Origin of the sequence: Carnimonas nigrificans ATCC BAA-78 (genome assembly GCF_000526695.1) — a bacterium.
GTDB lineage: Bacteria > Pseudomonadota > Gammaproteobacteria > Pseudomonadales > Halomonadaceae > Carnimonas > Carnimonas nigrificans.
Genome location: NZ_JAGO01000010.1, coordinates 347353 through 373277, shown reverse-complemented (window position 1 = coordinate 373277; position 25925 = coordinate 347353). Strand labels below are relative to the sequence as shown.

The 25925-nt window shown below is 59.0% G+C and carries 19 protein-coding genes; 10 read left to right on the top strand and 9 right to left on the bottom strand.

Going from position 1 to position 25925, the window contains the following annotated elements; genetic code table 11:
• The first annotated feature begins 32 nt into the window (after positions 1 to 32).
• Positions 33 to 3533 (top strand): chromosome segregation protein SMC, encoded by a 3501-nt coding sequence (gene smc, locus L881_RS0102880; RefSeq protein WP_025732218.1) that lies wholly within the window; start codon positions 33 to 35, stop codon positions 3531 to 3533.
• A gap of 94 nt (positions 3534 to 3627) precedes the next feature.
• On the opposite strand, the gene L881_RS0102875 is transcribed toward smc, so the two are convergent.
• Both L881_RS0102875 and L881_RS12730 read right to left on the bottom strand, forming a co-directional pair.
• Positions 3628 to 3972 carry an AzlD domain-containing protein gene (locus L881_RS0102875; protein ID WP_025732217.1) on the bottom strand — a complete coding sequence of 115 codons (345 nt, stop codon included), beginning with the start codon at positions 3970 to 3972 and terminating at the stop codon, positions 3628 to 3630.
• Complete coding sequence (locus L881_RS12730) at positions 3962 to 4708, bottom strand: AzlC family ABC transporter permease (RefSeq protein WP_025732216.1); 747 nt, start codon at positions 4706 to 4708, stop codon at positions 3962 to 3964. The genes L881_RS0102875 and L881_RS12730 overlap by 11 nt, the downstream gene beginning before the upstream one ends.
• A 483-nt stretch (positions 4709 to 5191) precedes the next feature.
• On the opposite strand from L881_RS12730, the gene L881_RS13345 reads away from it, so the two are divergent.
• The 3 genes from L881_RS13345 (at position 5192) to L881_RS0102850 (ending at position 9810) form a co-directional block, all read left to right on the top strand.
• Complete coding sequence (locus L881_RS13345) at positions 5192 to 7153, top strand: cell division protein ZipA C-terminal FtsZ-binding domain-containing protein (RefSeq protein WP_025732215.1); 1962 nt, start codon at positions 5192 to 5194, stop codon at positions 7151 to 7153.
• Between the two features lie 243 nt (positions 7154 to 7396).
• Entirely contained in the window at positions 7397 to 9448 is a 2052-nt protein-coding gene (gene ligA / locus L881_RS0102860; protein WP_025732214.1) for an NAD-dependent DNA ligase LigA, read from the top strand.
• Between the two features lie 77 nt (positions 9449 to 9525).
• A complete protein-coding gene (locus L881_RS0102850; protein WP_025732213.1) occupies positions 9526 to 9810 on the top strand; it encodes a YheU family protein in 285 nt (94 codons plus the stop codon).
• A 238-nt stretch (positions 9811 to 10048) separates the two neighbouring features.
• Here the strand turns inward: L881_RS0102850 and mnmC are convergent, their stop codons facing one another.
• The 4 genes from mnmC to L881_RS0102825 form a co-directional block, all read right to left on the bottom strand.
• A complete protein-coding gene (mnmC, locus tag L881_RS0102845; protein ID WP_025732212.1) occupies positions 10049 to 12085 on the bottom strand; it encodes a bifunctional tRNA (5-methylaminomethyl-2-thiouridine)(34)-methyltransferase MnmC2/FAD-dependent 5-carboxymethylaminomethyl-2-thiouridine(34) oxidoreductase MnmC1 in 2037 nt (678 codons plus the stop codon).
• A gap of 998 nt (positions 12086 to 13083) precedes the next feature.
• A complete protein-coding gene (locus L881_RS0102835) occupies positions 13084 to 14145 on the bottom strand; it encodes a lactonase family protein (protein ID WP_025732211.1) in 1062 nt (353 codons plus the stop codon).
• A gap of 133 nt (positions 14146 to 14278) precedes the next feature.
• A complete protein-coding gene (locus tag L881_RS0102830; RefSeq protein ID WP_025732210.1) occupies positions 14279 to 14578 on the bottom strand; it encodes a YciI family protein in 300 nt (99 codons plus the stop codon).
• 60 nt (positions 14579 to 14638) lie between these two features.
• Positions 14639 to 15202, bottom strand: a complete 564-nt coding sequence (locus tag L881_RS0102825) for a septation protein A (RefSeq protein ID WP_025732209.1) — start codon at positions 15200 to 15202, stop codon at positions 14639 to 14641.
• A 418-nt stretch (positions 15203 to 15620) separates the two neighbouring features.
• On the opposite strand from L881_RS0102825, the gene L881_RS0102820 reads away from it, so the two are divergent.
• On the top strand, positions 15621 to 16517 hold the full coding sequence (locus L881_RS0102820; protein WP_025732208.1) for a PHP domain-containing protein: 897 nt from the start codon (positions 15621 to 15623) through the stop codon (positions 16515 to 16517).
• A gap of 177 nt (positions 16518 to 16694) precedes the next feature.
• The gene (locus L881_RS0102815) at positions 16695 to 17315 is read left to right on the top strand and encodes an L-threonylcarbamoyladenylate synthase (RefSeq protein WP_025732207.1); all 621 of its coding nucleotides are present in this window, start codon (positions 16695 to 16697) and stop codon (positions 17313 to 17315) included.
• Positions 17316 to 17348: 33 nt separating this feature from the next.
• Here L881_RS0102815 and L881_RS12720 read toward each other — a convergent pair whose 3' ends face one another.
• The gene (locus L881_RS12720; RefSeq protein WP_025732206.1) at positions 17349 to 18245 is read right to left on the bottom strand and encodes a CYTH domain-containing protein; all 897 of its coding nucleotides are present in this window, start codon (positions 18243 to 18245) and stop codon (positions 17349 to 17351) included.
• 389 nt (positions 18246 to 18634) lie between these two features.
• Between L881_RS12720 and argA the strand changes: the two genes are divergently transcribed.
• From argA to L881_RS0102795, 3 genes are all read left to right on the top strand, one after another.
• Complete coding sequence (gene argA, locus L881_RS0102805; RefSeq protein WP_025732205.1) at positions 18635 to 19963, top strand: amino-acid N-acetyltransferase; 1329 nt, start codon at positions 18635 to 18637, stop codon at positions 19961 to 19963.
• A 145-nt stretch (positions 19964 to 20108) separates the two neighbouring features.
• Entirely contained in the window at positions 20109 to 21596 is a 1488-nt protein-coding gene (locus L881_RS0102800; RefSeq protein ID WP_051464772.1) for a sensor histidine kinase, read from the top strand.
• A gap of 37 nt (positions 21597 to 21633) precedes the next feature.
• On the top strand, positions 21634 to 22206 hold the full coding sequence (locus tag L881_RS0102795) for a hypothetical protein (protein WP_025732203.1): 573 nt from the start codon (positions 21634 to 21636) through the stop codon (positions 22204 to 22206).
• Here the strand turns inward: L881_RS0102795 and xseA are convergent, their stop codons facing one another.
• On the bottom strand, positions 22207 to 23847 hold the full coding sequence (xseA, locus tag L881_RS0102790; RefSeq protein WP_025732202.1) for an exodeoxyribonuclease VII large subunit: 1641 nt from the start codon (positions 23845 to 23847) through the stop codon (positions 22207 to 22209).
• Here xseA and L881_RS0102780 point away from each other — a divergent pair.
• Complete coding sequence (locus L881_RS0102780) at positions 23846 to 24190, top strand: hypothetical protein (RefSeq protein WP_051464771.1); 345 nt, start codon at positions 23846 to 23848, stop codon at positions 24188 to 24190. The two genes, xseA and L881_RS0102780, sit on opposite strands and share 2 nt — an antisense overlap.
• 182 nt (positions 24191 to 24372) lie before the next feature.
• Here the strand turns inward: L881_RS0102780 and abgT are convergent, their stop codons facing one another.
• Complete coding sequence (gene abgT, locus L881_RS0102775; RefSeq protein WP_025732200.1) at positions 24373 to 25908, bottom strand: p-aminobenzoyl-glutamate transporter; 1536 nt, start codon at positions 25906 to 25908, stop codon at positions 24373 to 24375.
• Positions 25909 to 25925 lie beyond the last annotated feature (17 nt).

Sequence of the window (25925 nt, the reverse complement as noted above, 5' to 3'; positions counted from 1 at the left end):
GGTTGCCTAGCAAGCGGGTATAGTCAAGCGCCATGCGGCTTAAATCTATCAAACTGGTGGGATTCAAGTCGTTCGTCGACGCTGTGACGGTACCGTTTGAAAGCAACATGACGGCCATCGTCGGGCCTAATGGCTGCGGCAAATCCAACGTTATCGACGCGGTACGCTGGGTGATGGGTGAATCTTCCGCCAAGATGCTGCGCGGCGAGTCGATGGCCGATGTCATCTTCAATGGCTCGACCGGGCGCAAGCCAGTCGGCCAGGCCTCCATTGAACTCACCTTCGATAATGATCCTGAAGAGCCTTCGCGCAAGCTGGGCGGTGCCTACGCACAATACGCGGAAATTTCGGTCAAGCGTCTGGTCACGCGCGACGGCCAGTCGCTCTATTTCTTCAATGGCGAAAAGTGCCGTCGGCGCGATATCAGCGATCTGTTTCTTGGCACTGGGCTTGGCCCACGCTCCTACGCGATTATCGGTCAGGGGATGATCTCCCGTCTGGTTGAAGCGCGCCCGGAAGAGCTGCGCGCTACCCTCGAAGAAGCCGCCGGGATTTCCAAATACAAGGAGCGACGTCGCGAAACCGAAAATCGCATGCGTCGCACCGAGGAAAATCTGGAGCGCCTGAATGACCTGCGCGAAGAACTCGATAAGCAGCTTGAACGCCTCAAGCGGCAGGCTGATGCTGCCAAGCGCTATCAAGGGCTGAAAGAGCAGGAACATCGTCTCAAGGGTGAGCTGGCGCTGATGCGTACCCGTGCGCTGCGGGATCGTCAGCAGCAGGCTGAAGCGCAGGTGCGTGATATTGAGATCGAGCGTGAGCGCAATGTGTATGGGGTACGTGAAGCGGAGCGTCTGCTCGAACAGGCCCGTCTGGATCACGATCAGCTAGCCGTAGAACTCGACAGCAAGCAAACCCGCTTTTCCGAAACCAGCGCAGCGATTGCCCGTATCGAACAGTGGATCGACAACGCCCAGGCGCGTCATCGTCAGATTGCGACTGATCTCGACGGTGTTGATCGCGAAGTGCAGGAGCTGGCGACGCTCGAAGAGCAGGATCAAGGGCGGCTGACCGAGCTTGAACAGCGTCTTGAAGAGATTGGGCCGGAGCGCGAGCAGGCGGAGCAGCAGCTCGAACTGTTGCAGGCGCGGCTGGAAGAGGTCGAAGCAGGCCAAACTTCCAGTCAGGCGGCCTGGGATGATGCAGTGGCGCAGGATAACGCCCGCGCCCGCGAGGTCGAACGTCTGCAGGGCGACGTGCGTAGCCTGGAGCGCGAGCTTGAGTCGATCAGTACCGAACTGGCGCGTCGTCAGGCTCAGCGCAGCGAACTTCCTGAACTGGCGGGCCTTGAAGAGCAGCGTGAAACCTATGCTGAACAGTTGGCTGAACTCGAAGAGACGCTCGCCGCGCTGGATGAGCAGCGCGAGCTGTTGAACGCCGAGCGTGACGAAGTCGAGGAAGCGCTACAGCACTATAGCGCGGAGCGCGAACAGCGGGTGGAGCGTCAGCATCAGCTGCGTGGTGAACACGCCTCGCTCAGTGCGCTGATTGACGCTGCACTGGCACATCAGGACGATAGCTTTTCCGCCTATCTGACCGCGCAGGGGCTGGGCGACTCCCCGCAGCTGGCTGAACGGCTGCGGGTCAGCAAGGAGTGGGAAAGTGCCGCTTCCTGGGTATTGTCGCCGTGGCTCGATGCCCGTGTCGTAGCGACGCCAGTGACTACTATCGAGCCGCCCGCTACAGGAGAGCTGGGCGTTATCGACGAGGGTGAGTATCCCGCCAGTGAGAATACCCTGGCGGGCAAGATAGAGGGCGCAGGCGCGCTAGGCCCATGGCTCGATACCATTCATGTGGCAGCATCGCCCCTCAAGGCCGGCGAGCAACTGACTGATTTGCCCGCCGGACACAGCGTGATCACCGCTGACGGCCTCTGGTTAGGGCATGGCTGGCGTCGGCAGCTCGGCAGCGCGGCGCGCGAAGATGGCGTGATTGGTCAACGCCAGCGCCGCGATGACGTCGAGCTGGAATTGGCTGCCCTTGATGAGCAGCTTGGTGAGCTGGATGTGGCGATTGCCCAGCAGCGCGATCAGTTGAAAAATGGCGACGCTCGGCTCACCGAACTCGCCAATCAGCAGCGTCAGCAGGGCAGCGAGCGTGAGCGCATTGCTCTGGCGCAGGCCAACATCGCGTCGCGACTTGAGCATCTCGGGGGACGTGCCGCTGAACTGGAAGAAGAGCTGGCAGTGCTGCGCGAGCGTCAGGAAGAGCGTGCCCTGGTGCTTGAAGAGCAGCGCGAAGCGGTCGAACAGGCGCAGCAGGCACTGCTTGAAAGCGGTGAACGTCGGGAGCAGCTTGAACAGGCGCGCCGTTCCGGTGGCGAGGCGCTGACCAGTGCGCGGGTCGCGGTAGCGCCCGCCCGTGAGCAGGTGAGCCAACTGGCGCTTGAATATCAGCGGCTCAATACCGAGCGGGAAGGCATGCTGCGTTCGCGTGGGCGCGGCGACGGTCAGCGTGAGCGTTTGCATATGCGCCGTGAAGCGCTGCTTGAAGAGCGTGAAAACCTGAGTGAGCCGCTGGAAGAGCAGCGCGCCGAGCTGGATGAATTGCTGGCACAGCGCAGCAGTGAAGAAGAGGCGCTGGGCAAGGTGCGCGAGCAGTCACGCGATATCGGCGAGCGTATGCGCGATTACGAGCTGCGTCGGCAAGGCCATGAGAGCGATCTTGAAAAACTGCGCGAGCGGCTTGAAGAGATGCGCATGCAGGTACAGGAGCTGGTGCTCAAGGCCACCAGCCAGGACGAATATCTTGCCGAACTGGGCCACGATAGCGACCAGTTGAGCGAGAATCTGCCACATGACGCCACGGAATCGAGCTGGCAGGCGTCCCTTGAGGAGACCGCCGAGCGCATCAAGTGCCTGGGCGCAATCAACCTGGCGGCTATCGAGGAGTATGAGCAGCAGTCCGAACGGCGCAACTACCTTGAAGCGCAGCACGATGAACTTCAGGAAGCGCTTGAAACCCTGACACGCGCCATCCGCAAGATCGACCAGGAAACGCGCACCCGCTTCAAGGAGACCTTCGAGCAGGTCAACGCGGGGCTTGGTGATCTCTTCCCCCGTGTGTTTGGCGGTGGCTCGGCTTGGCTAACGCTGACCGGCGACGATCTGCTTGAAACCGGCGTGGCGATCATGGCGCGCCCGCCGGGCAAGAAAAACTCCACCATTCACCTGCTCTCCGGCGGTGAAAAGACCATGACCGCGCTATCGCTGGTGTTCGCCATCTTCCAGCTCAATCCTGCGCCTTTCTGTATGCTCGATGAAGTCGATGCGCCGCTCGATGATGCCAACGTGGGGCGCTATGCGCGGTTGGTGAAGGATATGTCAGCCAACGTTCAGTTTATCTATATCACTCATAACAAGATTGCCATGGAAGCGGCTGATCGTTTAATGGGGGTAACCATGCAGGAGCCGGGCGTCTCGCGTCTGGTATCGGTGGATGTAGAAGCGGCTGCCGCGCTGGCCGATGCGTGATCGCCATGGTTTGCGCATAGCAGCATGATCATGAACGCTGAGCGTGCTCTGTGAACTCGGGAAGACCGGCCACACGCATGTACAGAGAAGGGCGTTAAAACAGTCCCGAAGCGTTCAACCCGCCGTAGAGCAGCATCGCCAGCAAAATCGTCACGCCTACATTTTTGACCAGCCTGTGAATCAGCAGCACTGCTGCCAGCCCCAGCGCATAAAGCAGCAATTGGCCGGTTGATTGCTGCGCTTTCTCCATGATATCCGGCACGATGGTGGTGACGGCAATCGCCACCAGCAGCGACGGCCCCAGCGCTGAGAGGGCGTTATTGACACGCTCCCCGAACAGCTCGTTGGTCTGCTTGCGCATAAGCAGCGGCAGCAGGCGGAATAAATAGGTGATAGCCGCCATTAGCAGAATGGCGGGGAGAGCGTTGCTAAACGTCATTGCGCTGCTCCTGTGTCTCGCTTGCCGCCGCACTGCTCGGCTTGATAAGAGCGACCAGCGCACCGCTCACTCCGCCTAATGGCAGTGCCAGATGCTTCTCCCCCGCAATCAGACAGAGCGTCGTAACCAGCGCCGATACTGCCACCGAAGGCAGATTGCCAGCGGTGGTACATTCACGGCTGAGCAGTAGGAACAGCGCCGGTAGCGAGAACAGCATCGCCTGCATCGCGGCGGGATAGGCATCGCTGATCTGGCTGCCCAGCACGGCGCCCAGTGCGGTACCCGCAACCCACACCAGATAGACGGCCACACCGACCTGTAACATCCAGCGTTCGCGCTGCTGTGGCGTGATATAGCCGCTACGGGTGAGGGCGGTGGCAAAAACTTCATCGGTAAGAAAGAAGGCCGAGAAAAAGCGCCGACGGCTGCCAAACGGCATCTTCTGTCTGAGAATCGCCCCGTAGAAGAGGTGGCGAAAGTCCATCAGCGTGCATAGCCCCACAACCAAAAGCCACGACCCACCGCTTGCCAGCGTTGTCATCAGTACAAACTGACTGGCGCCGGCAAACACCAGCAACGACATCGCTACCAGTGCCGTGCCCGAGACCTGGTGCGCCACACCGGCAACGCCAAAGGCAAATGCGACGGGCAGGTAGCCCAGCATGATCGGTAGTGCCGCAAGCAGCGCCTGAGACAGGCGAGGGTCGGAGTCGTGGGGTGTGGCTGTGCTGCTCATCAGTGGTATGGCTCGTGAAGCTGGCGGTTTGAAGGTGTGGATGAAGTTCGACCCCATTCATGAAGCGTAACACGATACACCAGTGGCTGTTCTTTGTGACAGCGAAAGGTCGGCGCTAAACGTCAGGTGCGCGTGAACGACCGGCATTTATCGCGTTGGCTTTTTGCATGATGAGCGAGGAAGAACCCGTGCTCTAAAAGGGAGGCGGCGAAAACAGCACCGCTTCTTTCTGCCACTGGCATTGACAAGTGGGCCAGTGAGTGTTTCTAAAGCATTTTGCAGCGATAATTTTGACGCTTTTTCTGTTCTATAACCAACCGTTACTGTTATCCCGCTGGATTCTATGGAAAACTTGCAACAATCATCTTTGTGGGTCGGTTTTTCCACCCAGCAGAGCGTCTGGTCGCGATCCTCTTTATGTTCGGGTGCGCATTTCTTTATTGATCACGCCGTGGTGTGGTCGTGTGAACAGGTCGAGACTCCATGGAATTACGCGAATGGCTTATTGTTCTGGGGCTGGTATTTATCGTCGTGATCGTGATCGACGGTGTGCGGCGCTATCGTAAACAGCAGCAGATCGGCACGATTGACGATCAGCTTGTCGATGGTGAAAGCGAAGAGGAGCGCGCCCGCGAAACTGCGTGGGAGCTGCCCGGTGGTAACGCGCGAGTGGTCAAGTCGGAGCGGGTGGCGGCACCTGATCTTCAGGGCGGCTCGTTCGAGCGGCGCGGCCTTAAAACGCGGGTTCCCTTTACCGAGAAAGGGCTGGGGGACGAGCAGCACGCCTTTACCGAGCCTCATATCGGCAGCAACACAGCGCTGCACGATGCCACTGTCGAGCCGGAACCTATTGCGGTTGAGTCTCCTTCTGCCCCCCATATTGCTGATGCCGGTGATGTCGATCCCAAAGCGGCAGAAGCAGAAGCGGCTGCGCACGCGGAGGCATCCAGCGCGGCGCCTCAGTTGCCAGCGACAGAGGCGGAAGACGAGTCGGCAGCGCCTGCCAGCGCGCATCATGAGCCTGTCGCGAAAAGTAGCGAGCCGCAGGAGCATCAGCCTGAGGAAAAACACGCCCAGCCAGTCGCCACCGCTGACGAGCCTTCCTCTGAGGTACATGACGCCGAAGCGTATGAGGAAGAAGCGTACGCCGAGGAGGAGTACACAGAGGAAGAGTACGAGGAGTATGAAGGCGACGACGATGAGCAGAACAACGGTCGTCGTTACGGCATGTTCCAGGGCGAAGAGGAAGAGATTGATGACCCGCGCTACGAAGGGTTGTCGGAAATTCTGGTGAAACGTCCGATGGACGGTGTGCACCGCTTTCAGGAAGCGGCCGCCGAGCGCCGTGAGAAGCGTGCCATCAAGCGTGAGCAGGCGCGGGTCAAACGTCTGGAAGATCGCGCACGCCGCGCTGAAGAGAAAGCCAAGCGGCGTGAAGAGAAAGAGCGTGAAGCCGAAGCGTTGCGCCAACAGCGCGAGGAGCAAGAGCGCCTGCGTGAGCAGCAGCGTCTTGAACAGGAGCAGCAGCGTCGCGCTGAATATGAGAGCAAGGCGCGCGCCGAGCATGAAGCCGACCGCAACGAGCGCCAGCGCCACGAGCAGCTCAGAAGTGATGATTATCGTCACCGTCAGGCCGATCACGAAGATCATGCCAGCGACGACGATCCGCTGTTTGCACCGTCGCGTCATGACGGCGGCTACGGCTCGGATCCGCGTGAATCCGCCATGCGCCATGGTGTGCCCTATCTGGGAGCGGTGGATACCTTTGAAGAAGATGCCCCTGCCGAGCGTTCGCGCCGCCGCCATGATGATCACCATGATCGGGTAGCGCCGGCCGCTGGTAGCTCGCGCGGTTACGAGGAGCACGAGCCTGCGCCACGCCCGGCTGCCGAGCGCAATTGGGTGCGTGATCTGCCCGAGCCGGAACAGAAGATGCATCCGGTGATCGAAAAAGCGCTGCGCCACCGCGTTGACGGTGATGTACCGCGTGAAGTGCTGGGGAATGCCGACGAGCTGGTGATTATCAACGTTGTATCGCGCAGCGAGCTTGGCTTCAAAGGACTTGATCTGACCAAGCTATTCCTCGCCTGTGGCCTCAACTACTCGTCAGAAGGTGAAATGTTCCATCGCTTCGAAACGGAAGCTGCCGACAGCCCCTTGCAGTTCTCGGTAATCAACGCACTCAAGCCGGGCCGCTTCCCGATCTTCGACATGGAGAAGTTTTCGACGCGCTGCGTCTCCTTCCTGCTACCGCTGCCGTCAGCAGAGCATATCGGCGAGGCGTTCGATGCCATGTACGAAACGGCGAAAGCCATTGTGCGCAATCTTGACGGTGAGCTGCGTGATGAAAACCAAAGCGTCATGACCGTGCAAACGGTAGGCTTCCTGCGTCAGCGGGTCGGTGACTTCGAGCGCCGCATGCACCTCTACCGCAATAGCCGCTAGCGGGAATGTCCGCTTCCGCCTTACAACGCCTTCGTGCCTTTTTGGGCCGAAGGCGTTTTTGATAGCGGCATGCCGTGCTCACTCCCAGCCATGCGCTTCTCTGTCGTCTTCTTCCTTCTTCTCCCCCTTCCTCTGTTAAAATGTCGCCCATGCGCATGGCTTGGACAGTAACGCTGTCACGCCTTCTTTCTGCGCGCCTTATTTTCTATCTGGACATGTGTCCTGCACCTACGGATTCGCCCTGTGAGTTCTCAAGAGATTCCTGCTGACATCGCTAATGAAGTCAACGATCTGCGCCACCGTATCGACGAAGCCAACTATCGCTATTACGTCGAGAACGAAGCCCATATTCCTGATGCCGATTATGATCAGTTAATGCGCCGTTTGGAGGCGCTGGAAGCACAATATCCCGCGCTGGTAACGCCTGAATCGCCGACTCAGCGCGTGGGTGCGCCGGTAGCAGGTGACTTTGCCAGCGTGACTCACAGCGTGCGCATGCTCTCGTTGGATAACGCTTTCAGCGATGAAGAGCTCAGCGCCTTTGTTAAACGCGCCGCCACCCGTTTGGGCAGCGATCCTGAGTCGCTGGCATTTTGCTGTGAGCCCAAGCTTGATGGCCTGGCGGTATCGCTGCTCTATCGCGATGGCATTCTGGTGCAGGGCGCTACACGGGGCGACGGCTCTACCGGCGAAGACATTACCCACAATGTGCGCACCATCGACTCGATTCCGCTGAAGCTTTTCGGGAATGATGTTCCGTCACTGCTGGAAGTGCGGGGCGAAGTCTTTATCGGTCAGCACGGGTTCGAGCGCATGAATGAGCGCGCGCGTCAGGAGAACGGCAAGGTGTTTGCGAATCCGCGCAACGCTGCAGCAGGCAGCCTGCGTCAGCTTGATGCCTCGATTGCCCGCCAGCGGCCGCTGGAATTTTTCGCTTATCAGGTGGCGCAGCTGGAAGGCGCTGAATGGGCGGATACGCACTCCGAGATGATGGCTAGACTGCGGGCACTGGGCTTTCGCTCGAATCCCGAACTGGCCATCGTGCAGGGGGCCAGCGGCGTTATCGGATTTTGCCAGCGGATGGGCGAGCGTCGTGCTTCCCTTGATTACGACATTGATGGCGCGGTGCTCAAGATTGATTCGCTGGCGCAGCAGGCCGAGCTTGGCTTTGTCTCGCGTGCGCCGCGCTGGGCCATTGCCTTCAAGTTTCCCGCCGAAGAGAAGATGACCACCCTCAAGGGGGTCGAGTTTCAGGTGGGGCGTATCGGTACGCTTACACCGGTAGCGCGGCTTGAACCGGTGCAGGTGGCGGGAGTAACGGTGACCAACGCCACTCTGCATAACATGGACGAAGTGTCGCGGCTTGATGCGCGTATCGGCGATCAGGTGATCGTGCGGCGGGCGGGGGACGTGATTCCGCAGATTGTGCAGGTCGTCATCGACCAGCGCCCTGATGATACGCATGAAATCGTTATGCCCAGTCACTGCCCGGTGTGCGGCTCCCAGATCGAACGTCTGGAAGGTGAAGTAGCGGCGCGCTGTTCGGGGGGGCTGTTTTGCCCTGCGCAGCGCAAGGAGTCCTTGCAGCACTTTGCCAGCAGGAAGGCGCTAGATATCGACGGGCTGGGCGAAAAGCTGATTGACGTGCTGGTAGAGCGCGAGATGGTCAAGACCCCCGCCGACCTGTTTGGGCTGGGCGTGGCGGAACTGGCCGAATTGCCGAGGATGGCGGAGAAGTCTGCGGGCAATCTGGTGGCTGCGCTGGATAAGGCGCGCAGCACCACCCTGGCACGCTTTATTTATGCCATTGGTATTCGTGAAGTGGGTGAAGCAACCGCCGCTGTGCTGGCAAATCGTTTCGGCTCGCTGGAGGCGCTAATGAGCGCTGCCCTTGAACAGCTCATGAGCGTGCCGGATGTGGGGCCAATCGTGGCGCGCCATATTCACACCTTCTTCCGCCAGCAGGTCAATGTAGATACCGTCAAAGCGCTGCAACAGGCCGGTGTGCATTGGGCGGAGGTCGAAAGCGCTGATCGTCCTCAGCCGCTGGAAGGCCAAACCTGGGTGCTGACCGGCACCCTTGAACAGTTGACCCGTGATGAAGCCAAGGAGCGGTTGCAACAGTTGGGGGCTAAGGTAGCGGGCAGTGTGTCGAAGAAAACCTTCTGTGTCGTGGCGGGGCCGGGGGCGGGCAGCAAGCTTGCCAAGGCCGAGCAGCTTGGCGTTGAGGTGATCGACGAAGCAAGCTTTCTTGAGCGTTTGGCGGGGATTGAACGTGACGCAGCTTGGCGTTGAGGTGATCGACGAAGCAAGCTTTCTTGAGCGTTTGGCGGGGATTGAACGTGACGCAGCGATCAGCAGTGAGGCCAGCGATGAGTGAACTACCATCCCGCTTTGTCATGCTTGGCTATCAGGAGCTGCCCGCTGAACTCAGACGGGCGCTGCTGGGGGAATTTGCCACGCGGCAGGGCTACGATACCGCCGATACCTCAAGCGCTGGCAGTGAAGGGTGGGTCGATCACCTCGAACAGCAGCTGAAAAGCGGTGAACTGACGGTTATTCACGATCTGGATACCGAAACCACTGAGGTGATGACGCGTCAGCAGTATCACTCTTTTGTGGCGCATATCCACGCACAGGACGATGGGCTTTCATAGGTTTGCTGTCGAATCGGCAAGAATCCAGTCCGTTTTTAAAAATATTGGTGCTTTAGCGGCAACACTGATATTCCGTTAGAGTGATTTTAATTATGCTGCTAACTTATTACAGTAGCGACACTTTCTTGCAGCGCGCTGCAAGGAACCACACTTTTGAGGCTTCGAGAGAGTCTTTTAACGTGTTTCAAGGTGTATGTGCGTATTGGGGCCCTCTTTGAGGGCCCATTTTTTTGCCTGCCTACTTCTCTTCCGTGCCGCGGGCGCGCCTTCTTTCTGTCGTAATCAGCTCCCGGATGATTCGCCTGCCGGGGTCAAGATGATCGACCAGTGCCAGTTCCATGGGGGCCGGTTCACCACTGATCTGTGCGGCAATCAGCTCAGCGCACAGCGGCGCACTGACCATGCCCCGCGACCCATGCCCCACGTTGACCCATAGCCCCGCAAGCCGCGGCCCTGGATCAGGGTTGATACGTTTGGCGTCCTTTTGCAACTCGGCATAAAGCGACTGCCACTGCTTTATATCAGGCATCGCGCCTGCAAAGGGCGATTTGTCTGGCGTGGCGGTGCGAATTCCGACACGGGCGTGCTGATGGCTATCAAGAGCTTCAGCCGTTAATTCAGCCGCCAACTGGGGTAGCGCCGTGGTGAGTTCGGCAAGGTTATAATCGGCATCTGCCTGGCTGGGGGCGGTATCCAGCGAGTGCGGCGTGAAGGTGGCACCAAACAGTTGCTGACCGCGATAGGGCGGTGGTGCATAGCCATTGGCACACACCGTACAGCTTAATGGGGTGATAGACGCTGCACTGATATCAACGCAACTCACCTGGCCCCGTATCGGCATCAGCGGTAGTTGCTCAAACGGTGCAAGCTGCTGGCTGGCCCAGGCCGCGCATACCACGACCTGATCGACGGTCATTCGGGTACCATCGGACAAGTTGAGCTGCCAGCCGGTAGCGCCACGCTGCAAGGCATCCACGCCCAGCGCCTGGTGCTCAATGTTAGGATGCTCAATCAGGCGCTGGCAGAAGTCGCGCGGCGCTAGCCAACCTCCCATTGGATAGAAGAGTGCGCCGTGGCTGTAGGAAAGATCGCTGCCTGCAAGCGTGCTCGCTTCAGCGGCAGTGACGCCGCGCACAATGGTGTCGGGCAGCGCGTGATTGGCAAGAAAGCGCTGCTGGCGATCGGCCTGACGCTGATCGAGGGCGACATCCAGCGTGCCACACCCTTCCCACCAGCTTGCTGCGGGGGCGATACATGTCAGCAGACGGCGCAAATAAAGCAGCGCGGCAAGATAAAAGCGGCTTTGCAGATTGCTGGCGACGGCCAGCTTGATATAAAGCGCCGCCTGATCGTTACCCGAGGCGCCCTGGGCAATGCCAGCAGGATCAAGCAGGGTGACCCGATGCCCACGAGCGGCCAGTGCGGCTGCGGTAGCACAACCGGCGATGCCGGCGCCGACTACCGCGATATGATCGCTCTGACGAGGTGCGCCTCGCGGGCCTGCGAACCACGGTGTTGCTGCACGCCGCTGGTCGGCAGCAGGGGTGGCGAGGTAGCCGCGCAGCATGTCGCGCTTGTGCCCAAAGCCTGCCACCTTCTCCCAATGAAAGCCCGCTGCTGCCAAACCACGCTTGACCACACCGGCTGCGGTAAAGGTAGCAAAGGTGGTGCCAGCGTGGCTTACCCGCGCCATCGCGTCGAAGAGTGACGATTGCCACATATCGGGGTTTTTCGCTGGTGCAAAGCCATCCAGAAACCATGCATCCACCTCGCCATCCAACTGGCCCAGCCGCTCGCTGGCTTCCCCGAAATAGAGATCCAGCGTGAAGCGCGGTGTCAGTGTTAAGCGGTGCACGCCAGCCACTGGCTGCGGCCACTGCTCCACCAGCACTTGGGCCAGCGCACTGAATTCCGGCCAGCCCCTAAGCGCACGCTCAAGTTGCGTTTGCGTCATTGGGTAGCGTTCCACCGACACCATGTGCAGACGTGCCTGCGGCGGTGCATGTTGAGCAAAGGCCTGCCAGGCACAGAGGGCATTGAGCCCTGAGCCAAACCCGGTTTCAGCAATGATAAAGGGGCGCTGCTCATGCCATTGGGCAAAGCGCTGCGGCAGGTGGTTGTGCTGAATAAATACGTGCTCCGTTTCGCGACGACCATCCTCACGCGAGAAATAGACGTCGTCAAAATCGACCGCCTGCGGTTCATCGCCATTCCACTCAAGTTTGGCGGTGGTCAGTGCGCTTAGAGGAGCAAGGGAAGGTGTTGTGTGTGGCATAGGTCTGTAGGGCTTGGTCATCGAATGGGGCGCTGGGCACTGGTGTAGTGAGGCGTTGGCAAGGCGCGTTAACGCTGAATGAAGTCTCGCTTCCCCCTAGCCTGGATGGTGCCAGTATGAGGGATCGGCGGCGAGCGGTTAAGCATTGTTATAAAGAAGAACATGCTGAGCAGTGGTGCAGCCACCGCCAGGCGGTGTGGATAAAGAGGGTGGTGCGGTCAAAAATTAGACATATTCCGCGCGGCCCCATGCTGACAGCGCTGCTGAAGGTTATTCCGGCTAACGTTCACAAGGTTATTCACAGATAGTGTGAACAGTGGTGGAGGCGCGATAGCCTGAGCTGTACTGGAGGAGAAGTGATAATAGACTCATCGAAAATGAGTGCGAAGAGCGTCTGTTGTTACATCATTCATGTCCATGAGCATTATATAACCTATTGAAAAGGTGCGTTATTGTGAGTGCCTGAAAAGTGTACAACTGGCGCCAGCCCCGATGATAAGGGGCGTTTGGAGATTCTTGCAACGCTCTTGCACATAGTTGTCCACAGCTGGTGTGGATAGCCGGCAATAGCGCTTCACTACGCCTTTTCGCGCCAGAGAGTCCTCTTGAGCTTGCACCGTTAGGGTGTGAATAACGTGCGAAATGCTGTCAGAAGCCTTCGCCTGTGCATAACCACGAGGAAGGTGATGCAGGTCGCTACTTCGAGCCTTGGCTATCGCTGTCAGGGAGCGATGCGCTGCAATAATGGCGCATCCCAGCAGTAGAGCGAGCGCCGCCGAGGAGTGGAGAGAAGTGACGAGAAGTGCTTCATGCTGACGCGCATGTTCGGTGGCGGGATTGACGTTCGTCGAAGCAGATTAGCCGCGGTGGGGAAGGATGTTTGCCAGTATTGAGGAGGAGCGATGTACCGGCAGTGGCGGTGATAGCTGCTGCTTTGCCCACAACGCCGCGGCAAGCGCGGCGCTGAAGGATAAAGCGGCCAACCATTGGCAGTAGCGTTAGCGGCCCAGCGGCAGAATGGCAACCCAATCAGGGCCCTGGCCCACAGCCGCTTTGGCGAGAGGTGTCAGCGCGCCATTGCTGGCCTCTACGCGATAAAGCGCCGCTTCGGTGGATTGCTCTCCACAGCCCACTGCAAAGCGTCCATCACCACTGATATCGAAAGCGCGCGGCTGGGTTTCGGTCGGCGCTGCCGATACTTCATTGAGATCAAGATCAACCCCAATCAGTTGGCTTGAGGTGCGGTCAGAGACGAACAGATAGCCCTGCGACTCGGCAAGATGCAGGTCAGCAGCCCAGATCAGCCCCGCCGTGCCTTGCTCGGAGTCGGCGGCGTCGGCAAAGCCCGGTTTGAGACCTTCCAGCGCATCGAAACGCGGCGAAATCTTCTCTAGTGACAGCGTGCCGCTGGCGGGGTCGATGGCAAACCGCGCAACCTGTGCCAGGAATTCACTCACCACATAGAGAGTGCGACCGTCGCTGCTGATTACCTGGTGGCGCGGGCCGAAGCCTTCGGCGACCGTCACAGGTGGCAGTGCCTCAAGGCTGCCTTCATCGCTGATGCGGAATCCGTGCAGTTTGTCGTCGCCCAGCGATGCGACATACAGGAAGTTGCCATCGGGGCTGACCACAACCGAGTGCGCGCGGTTGATCCCCTCGACTTCAGCAACAGGAGTCGCCGACGGCTGGTCAAGATCGGCGGTACGCACCACCACCAGCTTATGGTCGGAGTAGGACGTGCCTACCGCGAAGCGCTGATTGGGCGTTAGCGTCAGATAGACCAGACCCGCGCCTATCCGGGTACGGGCCACGGAGGTTAATTCACCGTTGTGCGGATCAATGCGATAGCTGCTGATCGACTCATCCCCACGGGTCGCGCTATAGAGCGTGCTGCCATCGGCGGAAAAGACGATGGGGCCGGGTTTGGCATCGCTTGAATAGCTGTCGACCGTGGTGAGTGTTTCGGCATCGCTGTCGAGGTGCAGCAGCGTAATGGATGCGTCCTTGGCGTTGGCGACATAGACAGCATAAGAAGCGTTGGCAACATGACTGGCTGACATTAAAGCTCTCCGTCTTCACAAAATAGATCAGGGCGTGGCAGGTCGCTGTGCACGACACCACGCCCACACCTCATGTTACGCCAGCGTAGCGCACCCACGACTCAAGGGGTAGGCTGCGCGGGCGTAGCGATACTTACGGGAAGACCTTGAGGAACGGCTTCACGCTGGTCGATGCGTAAACGCCGGCGGCGTTGTAGGGATCTTCCGCTGCCCACGCTTTGGCAGCGTCGAGGGAATCGAACTGCGCGATCACGGTACTGCCGGTAAAGCCGGCTTCGCCGGGCGCTTCGCTGTCAATGGCAGGATTGGGGCCGGCAACGATCAGGCGTCCTTCCGCCTTGAGCTGTTCCAGTCGCGCCAAATGATCGGGGCGAGCGGCCATGCGTTTATCCAGCGTATTGGGGTGATCCTGACTGACAATGGCGTACAGCATTAAATAGCTCCTGTTGATGATGATGATGGCGAGCGCGTTGAACCGGCAAATGCCATGCCTTCAGCGGTCGGAAGGGGTGTTTTGCTCGGCGTGACGGGCAATATAAACGCCCTGCACCAGAATAAAGACGACCGTCAGACCGAGCATGCCGAACAGCTTGAAGTTAACCCAAACGTTCTCGCTGTAAAGCGTAAATACCGCGATATTGGCGGCACCCAGCACAATAAAGAAGAATACCCAGGCGAGGTTAAGGCGCATCCAGACACGCCCCGACAGGGTGACGTTCTTTTCCATCATGCGCTGCACAACGGGCTTGCCTTTATTCTCGCCGCGCCCCACCAGTGGTGATAGCAAAAAGGCAGCGGCAAATAGCCAGTTGACGATGGTCGGCTTCCATTTGATGAAATCCCCGTCGTGGAGCAGCACCGTCAGGCCACCCAGCACGATCACCAGCCCCAGCGTTACCAGCTGCATTTTTTCAACGGTGCGGTAGCGCCACCAGGTGAACAGCACTTGCAGAATGGTGACAGGGATCAGCACCGCAGTGGCGATAATCAGGCTGCCGGTCATCTTGTACACAATAAAGAAGACAACGATCGGCAGAAAATCGAGCAGCAGTTTCATGAATGAACTCTTGATGGTTGCAGTGGGCAGCGGGCAAGCCGACACCTTGTACTCAGTGTCGCCAAGAGCCTGTTTTAATGCAGTAGAGCCGACGCGCAGCAATGTTGAACAGGCTTCAGGAAGAGCGCTTCCCCGTAAACAAGGCTCCTACTATACCTGCTCGGTCAGCGAGTGAAGAGCCTTGCTGTCGTAAAAGCGCTATCGGTAGCGTTAAGGCAACGTTAGAATGCGCCGTAAGATGCCTGTTTCAGCACGATCCTTTCGGGCCTTGCCGAGCGCTGACGGCGCGCTTGTGCCCAGGGCCGAGATTCCCAGAGAGTTTGTTGCTGAGCTACCCACGATCTATCAATTGATGATGCCAATGGCCGACCCCAACGCTCCACCGCTTCCCTCCGCTGCTGCAAGATTGCCCGAGCGCATGGGGCCGGAGGTGGCGGGAATTGATCTTCACATGCACTCCACTGCTTCTGATGGCGCATTGACACCGACAGAGCTGGTGACCAAGTGCCACGCCAACGGTGTGCGTTGGATGGCGCTTACCGACCACGATACCCTCGCGGGAGTGGCTGAGGCGCGTCAGACTGCCGAACAGCACGGCATGGCGCTGCTTGCCGGTGCCGAGCTATCCACCCAGTGGTCGGGCGTCGGCATTCATGTCGTGGCACTTCTCCCTGATGGCGAGCAGCAGGCGCTGGTGCCATCCTCGCCCATGGCAGAAGCACTTCACACCCTTGAGCGTGCGCGTGAAGAGCGCGCCGAACGCATCGCCCATAAGCTGGAGAAGAAAGGGCTTGCCAACGCCTACCAGCGGGCGCGTGAAAAAGCGCAAGGGCGAGCCGCAGTGGGGCGGCCGCATTTTGCCGAGGCGCTGGTCGATGCAGGAATTGTCAGCGATCGTGCCGAGGCGTTTAAACGTTACCTTGGCGCTGGCAAAACCGGTGACATCAAGGCGCTGTGGCCGACGCTGGAGCAAGTGGTGGAGTGGATCACCGGCAGCGGTGGGGTAGCCGTGCTGGCACATCCACTGCGCTATGGGCTGACGCGCCGCAAGCGTGGGCTGTTGATGGATGCGTTCGCGGCGGCTGGTGGTGAAGGGGCCGAACTGGTCAGTGGCTTTCAGAACAGCGATCGCGGCCGCGATCTCGCCCGTCAGCTTGATGAGCGTGGCCTTTACGCGTCGCTGGGCAGTGATTTCCATATGACGCGTGGCCCTTTTGCGCCGGGCCGCTTCAGCGAGCCACCGGGCACTGGCGTTCCCCCCATTTGGCAGCATCCGCGTCTGTGTGGCTGGTTTAAGCGTTATAGTGGGGGCTGATAATCGTTGATGGGCGGAACGCTGCGCGTAGGCGGGCGTTCTCCATGGAGATGCTGCTTGTGGCAGACGCTTGCTGGCACATAATAATGAAGGGGGGCTTGGGCTGTCTGCTCAAGATTGCCTGAAGTGATCCGTCTGGAATCTTTTCGCAGGGCGGCGCTGTTATAGGAGAACACGATGAGCGATTTTCTAGAAATTCATCCGGAAACACCGCAGCAGCGGTTGATCGACCAGGTCGTTGAGCGGGTGCGCAAGGGTGGTGTGATCGCCTATCCCACTGACTCTGGGTATGCGCTGGGCTGTTCGCTGGGCGAGAAGAAAGCGGTGGAAGGTATCAAGCGGCTGCGCCAGTTGGATGACAAGCACAATTTCACGCTGGTGTGTGCCGATCTCTCCGAAATCAGTACCTACGCCAAGGTAGATAACGCGGTATTTAGACTGCTGAAGGCGCATACGCCCGGGCCTTATACCTTCATTCTGGCGGCAACCAGCGAAGTGCCGCGCCTGCTGTTGCATCCCAAGCGTCGCTCCATCGGTGTGCGTGTGCCTGATAACCCGATTGCGCGCGCTATTGTGGATACGCTGGGGATGCCGCTGATGAGTGTAACGCTGATCGCCCCTGATGATGAGTATCCGATGACAGACGCCGAAGACATTCGTGATCGCTTCGGTCACCAGCTCGACATTATTATTGATGGCGGTGCCTGTTCGCTGGAACCTACCACGGTCGTGGATCTGCGCGAGCTGCCACCGCAGATTCTCAGGGAAGGACGGGGCGATACCGCGCCGTTTGAGTAACAGCGCGGGAAGCGGCTTGATTGGCTGGTGCTGTCAGTCCTGGTGGTCAGCACCTAGCCGATTCACCAAAGCAAGCATTTCGATACCTACCTGGGTATGCTGCTGCCAGTCGGGCTGGCTCAACGCCTCGATCAGTTTTTCGCCACCCAGTTCAGGATAGTGAATATCGAGCTTTTGCAGCGCCAATAGCGCTATTTCGATGCCGTGGTGGCTGCCGCGTTCATCTTCGGCGTAGTCCAGCGCGGCGATGGCGGCACCCAAGAGTGCCTCCGGCTCTTCCGGTAGCTCGTCGCCAAGCGGTTGAGGGGAGAGCAGGGCACCTGCCCGACTCGCCTTGCTGCTATCGGAAGGGCGCATCGGCGCTTCCTTGACCACAACATCGGCTAGCGCCCACAGCGCTTCTGGGCTGCCCTGTTTCAGCTCCAGCTCAACTTCGTTGATAGCGCGCGTCTGATCGCCCGCCACGATGCTGCCGTGGTCAATCGCAAGTTCGATCACGGCATCCTGCCAGGGAATGGTGTAAGCGACGCGTTCGAAGTCGGTAGAGAAGAGCGGCTGTAACTGCTCAAGCAAGGCGTCATCGGCGAGGGGCGCCAATTCCGAATGCTGCTGGGCAAGGGCTTTCAGCACCTCCAGATCGAGCTGATCGGTATCGCACTCCCACTGCCATTCACCGCGCTGGCTCAGGCCGCCTGTGCTGGTGCCGACGCTTTTCAATGTCTGGATCAAGCGCTCGCCTTCTCCCTTGCGCAGGCGCAGCGCCAGCCGATGCTGTTGCAGTTGGCCGTCAGGTGTATCGAAGTAGCGGTTGCCCAGCGACATGCGGGCTGGCGTGAGCTGGCTGAGCAGTTCGCTTGCCATCAGCTGGGTACGGCCTTCTGGCCCTAGCGCAAGTTTCAGCTCGATTTCGCGGTTGTCGTTGCTTGCCATAGCGATGAATCCCTGTGGTGGAAATGTAGTTGAAATAGTGTGTCTTGATAGCGGCGAAGCTGGCGTGGCCTATAGCCAATGATACTTGGCTAGCTCCGCAGGCTGAAAATTTTTACCGATACCGTTAACGTCGCCTTCCCCAGCGCGTTGAAACGCGCTGGATGACCATCAAGGCATCCGGCGGCACGCTCTTTTGGCGGCTGTGCCGAGCGTGGCAGCCCCGGCGGGAAGCGCGACCTCACGCGCTGTGTGCGGTATTGTACAGGGTAGCAAGCATGACGGCGTTGTGGGGCATTTCGCCTACGAGCAGTGCTGCTTGCTTCCGCTTTTACCCGCGTGATTCAACGTGCGTCATTCATGAAAAAGAGCGTCAGCTTCAGAGGCTAACCATGACATCAGGGTTTCGTTTTGCCGAGTGGTTTCGCGGCAGTGCTCCCTACATTGACAGGCATCGTCACCGCACTTTGGTGGTATTGATCGAAGGAGGCGTCTTCGAGGGCGATCATCTCGATACGCTGGTTCAGGACTTCGCGCTGCTGCACACGCTGGGTGTGCGGGTAGTGGTGGTGTTTGGCGTGCGTGAGCAGATCGAGTGCGCGCTCAGGAGCGCCTCCATTGAAGCGCCGTTGATCGAGCAACGCAGGGTGATATCAGGCCAGGCGATGAAGGTGATCGAGAGTGAAGCCAATCGCGCTCGCCTGGCGCTGGAGTCGCGTTTCTCGGTAGGGCTGCCCAACTCCCCCATGCACGGGCTGGATATTCACGCGGTAAGCGGCAATCTGGTGATGGCACGCCCGCTGGGAGTGCGCCATGGCGTTGATTATCTCCAGACCGGTGAAGTGCGCAGCGTGCGCTCAGAGGCGGTCCAGCAGCTGCTCGACGCTGGCATGCTGGTGCTGATCCCACCGCTGGGCCACTCCAGTACCGGTGAAGTCTTCGATCTGGAAGCGACTGACATTGCGCGCAGCGTGGCGGTGGCGCTCAAGGCTGACAAGCTGGTGCTGCTGGGAGACGCCAAGGGCCTGAGTGATGGCAACGGCGAGCTGTTGCGCCAGTTGGGGCCGCATGAGGCGCAGCGCGTAGCGTTTGACCGTGCGGCGAATCCGGAGCTGGCGCGCCACCTGGATGCCGCCTGTGCTGCTGCGCGAGGAGGGGTGGGCCGTGCGCACCTGCTGAGCTGGCACGATAGCAATGCGCTGCTGGGCGAGCTGTTCACCCGCGATGGGATCGGCACCATGATTACCCAGGAGAGCTACGAGCAGCTGCGCGTGGCAGAGCGCGGTGACGTGGGAGGTATGCTGGAGCTGATGAAGCCGCTGGAAGAGAAAGGGGTGCTGATTCATCGCTCTCGCGAACGGCTGGAGAGCCAAATCGAGGATTATCGGGTGATCGTGCGCGACGGCATGACCATCGCCTGCGCCGCGCTGCATCGCTTCGACACAGCGAAAATGGGCGAACTGGCATCGCTGGTGGTTCATCCTGATTACCGTAATGGCGAGCGCGGAGAATTGCTGCTGGAAGAGATCGAGCATGAAGCCCGCTTGCGCGGCTACCGTGCGCTGTTTGCCTTGACCACTCATACGTCGCACTGGTTTCTTGAGCACGGCTTCACCCCCGGAAGCCTGAACGACTTGCCCAAAGAGCGTGGTGATGGCTACAACCACGCGCGTAATTCAAAAATTCTGGTCAAGTTGTTGCAGGCGGGTGATGCCCCCTAAACAGTAGCGGCGGTTGGTGAAGCCAGTGCTTTAACACTTCCCTGTCGTCACATCAGGTGCCGAGAAACGGGCGCTAATGCCAGCCTCTCGGCACGATGCTATCTATTCACTCTTGTTTACCAGCGTGTTTTGGTAAGGATTTCCCATGGCATTATCCAGACAGGTGACTTCTTCGCGGCGTAAGGGGCGCGCTCCACGGCGCATGTCCTTGCTGTATCTGGTGTTGCTCGGCTTTGCACTGGCGATGCTGCCGATTCTGGTCATGATCTATCAGGCCGCCCACGATGTATCGCGCCTGGCGCAGTTGGGGGAATACAGCGCCCGTGCCGGTGTCGATGATACTCGCCGCACGCAGTCGCTCGGCATGTTGAGCAGTGAGCTTGAGCGCGTGGCGCGCCAGTATGTGATCGTCAACAACGACAACCTGCTGAACTCCTATCGTGAGCGGTTGCGCCGCTTTTCGGCGCTGTTTGAGCAGCAGGCCAAGCGCCTGGATGGGCTTGAGGTTGAGTCGGATATCCGCGCGACCCTTGTCAGGCTGCGCCGTTTTCCCGGAAACAACGCCGAGGAGCAGCATCAACTGCTGTCAGACCTGCTCAAACTGGGCAATGACGTGCGCACCATTGAAGTAATGACCAACGATCTGGTCGATACGCAGTTGCAGGCGATGCGCAACGAAGCGCGTGATATCTATGCCACCCTATGGATCGAGCTGGGCATTACACTGCTGCTGACGCTGGCCGCGATTATCTTCTTCACCTGGCGCATTACGCATCCGATCCGTTTGCTGGAGCAGCAGATTCGCACGCTTGAGGAGCCGCCCCGCGATACGGAGGTCGTCATCAATGGGCCGGCGGAGCTGGTATCGCTTAATCAGGGCTTGAACTGGCTGGGCAAGCGGCTGGATGAGCTGGAAGCCCAGAAGCGCTCCTTCCTGCGCCATATGTCCCACGAGCTGAAGACACCGCTGGCAGCCATTCGTGAAGGCACCGGGCTATTGGCAGATGGCATGGTGGGGGCGTTGGGCAAGCGTCAGCGTGAAATTGTGCTGCTGATTGATGACAGCAGCGCCGAGCTGCAAATCCTGATCGAGCAGTTACTGGATTACAATCAAACCCAACGTAATCGCACGTTGACGATATCTCGTTTCGATGTAGTAACATTAATTCACGAAATTGTTGCAAAACATCGTCTGGCGCTTGAAAGTAAGGGGCAAGCGCTCGAACTGCCGCGTCAGCCGGTGTATTGGCAGGCCGATCGCGTTCGTACTACCCGCATCATTGATAATCTGGTCTCCAATGTCATCGCCTACGGCGAGGATCACGGCACCTTGTGGGTACGTGTGTGGACCGACGCTGAGTGGCTCTATGTAGAAATCGCCAATACCGGTAACCCTATCCGTGCGGAAGAGCAGACTCGCTTGTTTGAGCCGTTTTTCCAGGGCTCCAGTCGCCGCAAGGGGCCGTTGAAGGGGTCGGGTATTGGTCTTTCCGTCGCGTCGGAAAGTGCCTTGATTCAGGGCGGTAGCCTGCGGCTGGTCGATGATGCGCAGGAGGATGTGTGCTTCCGCCTGATGTTGCCGCAGGCTGAAGAGGGCGAATACACACCGCCGGTCGCCACCGATAGCCAGTAAGCACTTATTTCAATCAGGAAAATTCCAGCAGAACCTTATGCCGTTATCAGCACTTAATTACCGTGGCCCCCTTACTGCCTGCGTGGTCAGCGTATTGCTGACGCTCTCAGGCTGTCAGCTGGTTTCGAGCAGTGGCAGCAGTTGTGAGTCGGAAGGACTTCCGCTGCTGAAAAACAGCGATTGCTCCCTTCATAGCTGGATGGCTTTTGCCATGACTGCGCAAAGGGCCGATCAGAAGTGGCGTGATCGCATCGAGCGCCAGGCGCCCAGCAGTTCGCTTCAGGATCGTTTGGTCAGGGCGGTAGCGCTGGGCTGGTCGAGCGATCAGCAGGAGCTTGTACAGGCGCAGCGGCTGTATCAAAGCGGTGTGTCTGATTCGCCGCAGCGGTTGCGTTCGTTCTTCAGCCTGCTGCAAGTGGACGCCGAGCAGCGTGCCGAGCATATGAAGCTGATCCGCTCCCACGCCGCGCTATCGGCAGCGCACAAAGACAGCAGTAGCCAGTCAGCCAGAATAGAGCAGCTTGAGCGTGAAAATACGGATCTTAAACGCAAGATCAATGAGCTGGCAGCGATAGAGTCCCAGTGGGACAGAGAACGCGGCCAGCGCTGATCACTGCTTGAGTGTTTTTGACTTCACTTCGAGGCTCAGCCGTCCTTCACCAAGTCGGGCGCTGAGCCTCTCTCCTTCCTGCACATCAGCGGCACTGCGCACCACGCTGTGATCGCTCTTCTCCAGCACCGTATAACCACGTCTTAATGTGGCGAGAGGGCTGGCGATATCCAGCCGTTTACCCAGAATGCCAAGACGCTCGGCAGAGCGCTGCTGGTGGTGTTTGATGGCGGCGTAGAGGCGTGTTTCCAGTCTTCCCATTTGCGTGTTGCCCTGTTGGGAGAGGCGCGGTCCGATACGCTGTAAACGTGTCTCAAGCAGCTCAAGCTGCTGCTGGTACTCGATCAAGCGACGCTGTGGCGACTGGCGCTGTAGCCGTTCGTGCGCAGTCCGTATTTCCTGCTGATACTGATGAAGACGACGCTGCTGGGCGCGTATCAGACGCTGCTCAAGGGATGCCAGTAGTGCGCGGTAGCGCCGCAACTGTTCCAGCGGTGAACGTAGCCGAGCCTCCAGTGCATTCAAATGTTGAAGCTGCGTATTCAATCGGCTGCGCTGGACATTGAGCAAGCGCTGGGAGAGCTGTTGCAGATGGCGTTCGGCGTCGAGCTGGCGGCGCTGTTTGGCGCTGTGCAAGCGGTTCTCTAACGTCGTCAGCCAGAGGCGCTGATGACGCAAGTGCTCCCCCGGATGGCGCAGGCGTGCGCGTATGTAGTCAAGGCGCTGGTGCTGCCGGTTCAGGTAACTATCCTTGGCCGCCAGCAGCCTGCGCGCGAGCTGTGCCAGCTGGCGACGCAGCTCACGCTGATCGGGCACCAGACGTTCGGCTGCCGCAGAGGGGGTAGGGGCGCGCACGTCTGCGGCGTAATCGGCCAGCGTCGTATCCGTTTCGTGGCCGACCGCCGACATCACTGGTATATGCGATCCATGAATGGCGCGGGCCACGCGCTCGTCGTTAAAGCACCACAGGTCCTCGAAACTGCCCCCGCCACGGGTCAGTAGAATGGCGTCGGCCTGGGTTTCCGTATTCACTCGTCGCACTGCTGAAGCGATCTGCTCGGCTGCGTAATCGCCCTGTACCTGAACCGGCACAAGAATGACCTTCACCCACGGCCAGCGCGCCGTAAGCACGCTGATGACATCCTGAAGTGCCGCGCCCGTTGGTGACGTAATCACCGCCAACCGTTCGGGCGGGTAGGGCAGCGCGCGACCATTGGCGAAAATACCTTCCTCACCCAACTTGACGCGCAGTGCCTCCAGCGCTGCTAGTAGCGCCCCTTTTCCCGCTTCACGCACGGCTTCAACGATAAGCTGATAGTCACCGCGTGCTTCAAAAAGCGATACCTGCGCGCGTACCTGCACCAGTTGCCCCTCGCGCAACGGCGCTCTTACCCCCAGTGCCCGCTGACGAAACAGCGCACAGCGCACCTGAGCATCGTCATCCTTCAAGGTGAAGTAGGCATGCCCCGAGCGCGGCTGCGACAGTGACGAAATCTCGCCCTGCACCCAAACACTGTTGAAATTGCCTTCCAATAGCTGCCGCGCCTGCTTGTTCAGCGCAGTCACCGTCAGCGCCTCATCGTCGTTATCCGGTGATGGCTCAGACGTATCAAGAAAGCGGTTGAGGAATGAGGAGGACATGGCAGCTCGGATGGTGATGTATATGGTGGCTAGTATGACATTGATGAGGGAGGAGGGCGCTAGGCTGGGGGTATTTCAATTTTTGGGAGGTAGGGAGCCGAGGCTTTCACTGCTGGCGTCTTTGCAGTCGTTATTGGTTGATATTGAAGGGGACCTTGCAGGCCCCCTTCCCCCCGCTGGCGTCAGGCGCGTCAGACTATCCGAGTGCAAAAATGCGTTGCCCTCGGATGATTCCGCGCCTTCCTTGATGGAGGTTGCAGGTGTTGGTGTGTTTATCGAGGTGATTAATCGAGAGCTTGCGCAGCACTTCACTGCTGACATCTTTACATACGTTATTGCTTGATGTTGAAGGGGACTTTGGCAGCCCCCTTCACCCCCGCTTTCGTCAGGCGCGTCAGACCATCCGAGTGCAAAAATGCGCTGCCCTCGGATGATTCCGCGCCTTCCTTGATGGGTTTGTAGTGGTTGGCGTTTGTATCGGTGTGGCTGATGCGGGGCCGTGTGTCGAGGCTCTACGGCTGAAGCTTATGGCGAGGCGGTTTGCGCTAGCGTGGCATAAACGCCGGGGCCTATGGGCAAGCCTGCCAGGTACCAGATCACCAGTAATATCAGCCAGATTGACAGGAAGGCGATGGGATAGGGCAGCACCAGTGAGTAGTAGGTACCGAGGCGTGCTTTAGGGAAGTAGCGCTGCAAGTAGCCGAGGAACAGCGGCACAAAGGGCGAGACAGGGGCCAGCGGCAGCACGGACGAGTCGGCTACGCGGAACAGTACCTGGGCAAAGGCTGGGTGAAAGCCGAGCAGCATGAACATCGGTACGAAAACCGGGGCCAGAATCGACCAGATGGCCGAGCCACTGGCAATGAACATGCACAGCAGGGCGGAGAGCAGTGTCAGGCCAAGGAAGGCGGGCACCCCATTCATGCCGATCGTCTCCAGCAGATCAGTCAGCCCTATCGCCATAAAGGTGCCGAGATTGCTCCAGTTGAACATCGCGACAAACTGGGAGAGTGGAAACACCATCACGATAAACCCGGCCATCTCTTTCATGGGTTCAATCAATAGCGGTGGAATATCGCCCTGGCGGCGAATCTTGCCGGTGGTTATGCCATAGGCAAGCGAGACGATGATCAAAAACAGGATGATCAGCGGCACAATACCCTTGATAAAGGGAGAAGGCAGAATAGTGTGATTCACCGGATCACGCAGCAGACCGTTTTCCGGCACCACCAACAGGGCAAGAAGACCGATAAACACTAGAGCGACCAGCCCCGTAACACGCAGCCCGCGTCGCTCCAGAGGCGTGAGCTGATGCAGTTTTTCGTCGTTTTCCTTCTGCCAAGGCCCCAGTCGCGGCTCCACCAGGCGGTCAGTAATAAGCCCACCCACAATGGTCAGTACGATGACCGACACCGCCATGAAGTACCAGTTATCGAGTACGCTGACCTCAAGGCTTGGGTCGATGGCCTTGGTGGCTTCGGTGCTAAGGCCTGACAGCAGTACGTCGGTGGTGACAATCAACAGGTTAGCGGTAAAACCGCATGCCACGCCTGCAATGGCGGCCATTAGCCCCGCTACGGGGTGCCTGCCGACTGCCAGAAAGATCAAGGCACCCATGGGCGGCATGATAACCAGGGCCGCATCGGAAGAGATGTGGCTGAAGAAGGCGATGAAGAGCACCATGTAGCTGGCGTAGGTTGCCCCAACATGGGAGGCCATTTTCACCATCAGCGCTGGCAATAGCCCCACTCGCTCAGCAAACCCGGCCCCCAGAACCAGCGCAAGAATGGCCCCCAGCGGCGTAAAGCCACTGAAATTCTTGACAATATTGGGCAGCAGCCAGTGAATGCCATCGGCACTGAGCAGGTTATTGACCGTTACTGCTTCATTATTGACCGGATTGATCGCCTGAATATCCAGGCTGCCCAGAATGGCGGTTACCACCATCAGAACGCCGATCAAATAGATAAACAGTAAAAATGGATGGGGTACCTTGTTGCCGATCTTTTCCACGCGAGAAAAGAGAGCGCTTCCGCTGGGCGGTGCAGAAGAAGTCTTCATGGGTGCAGCTCCTGAAC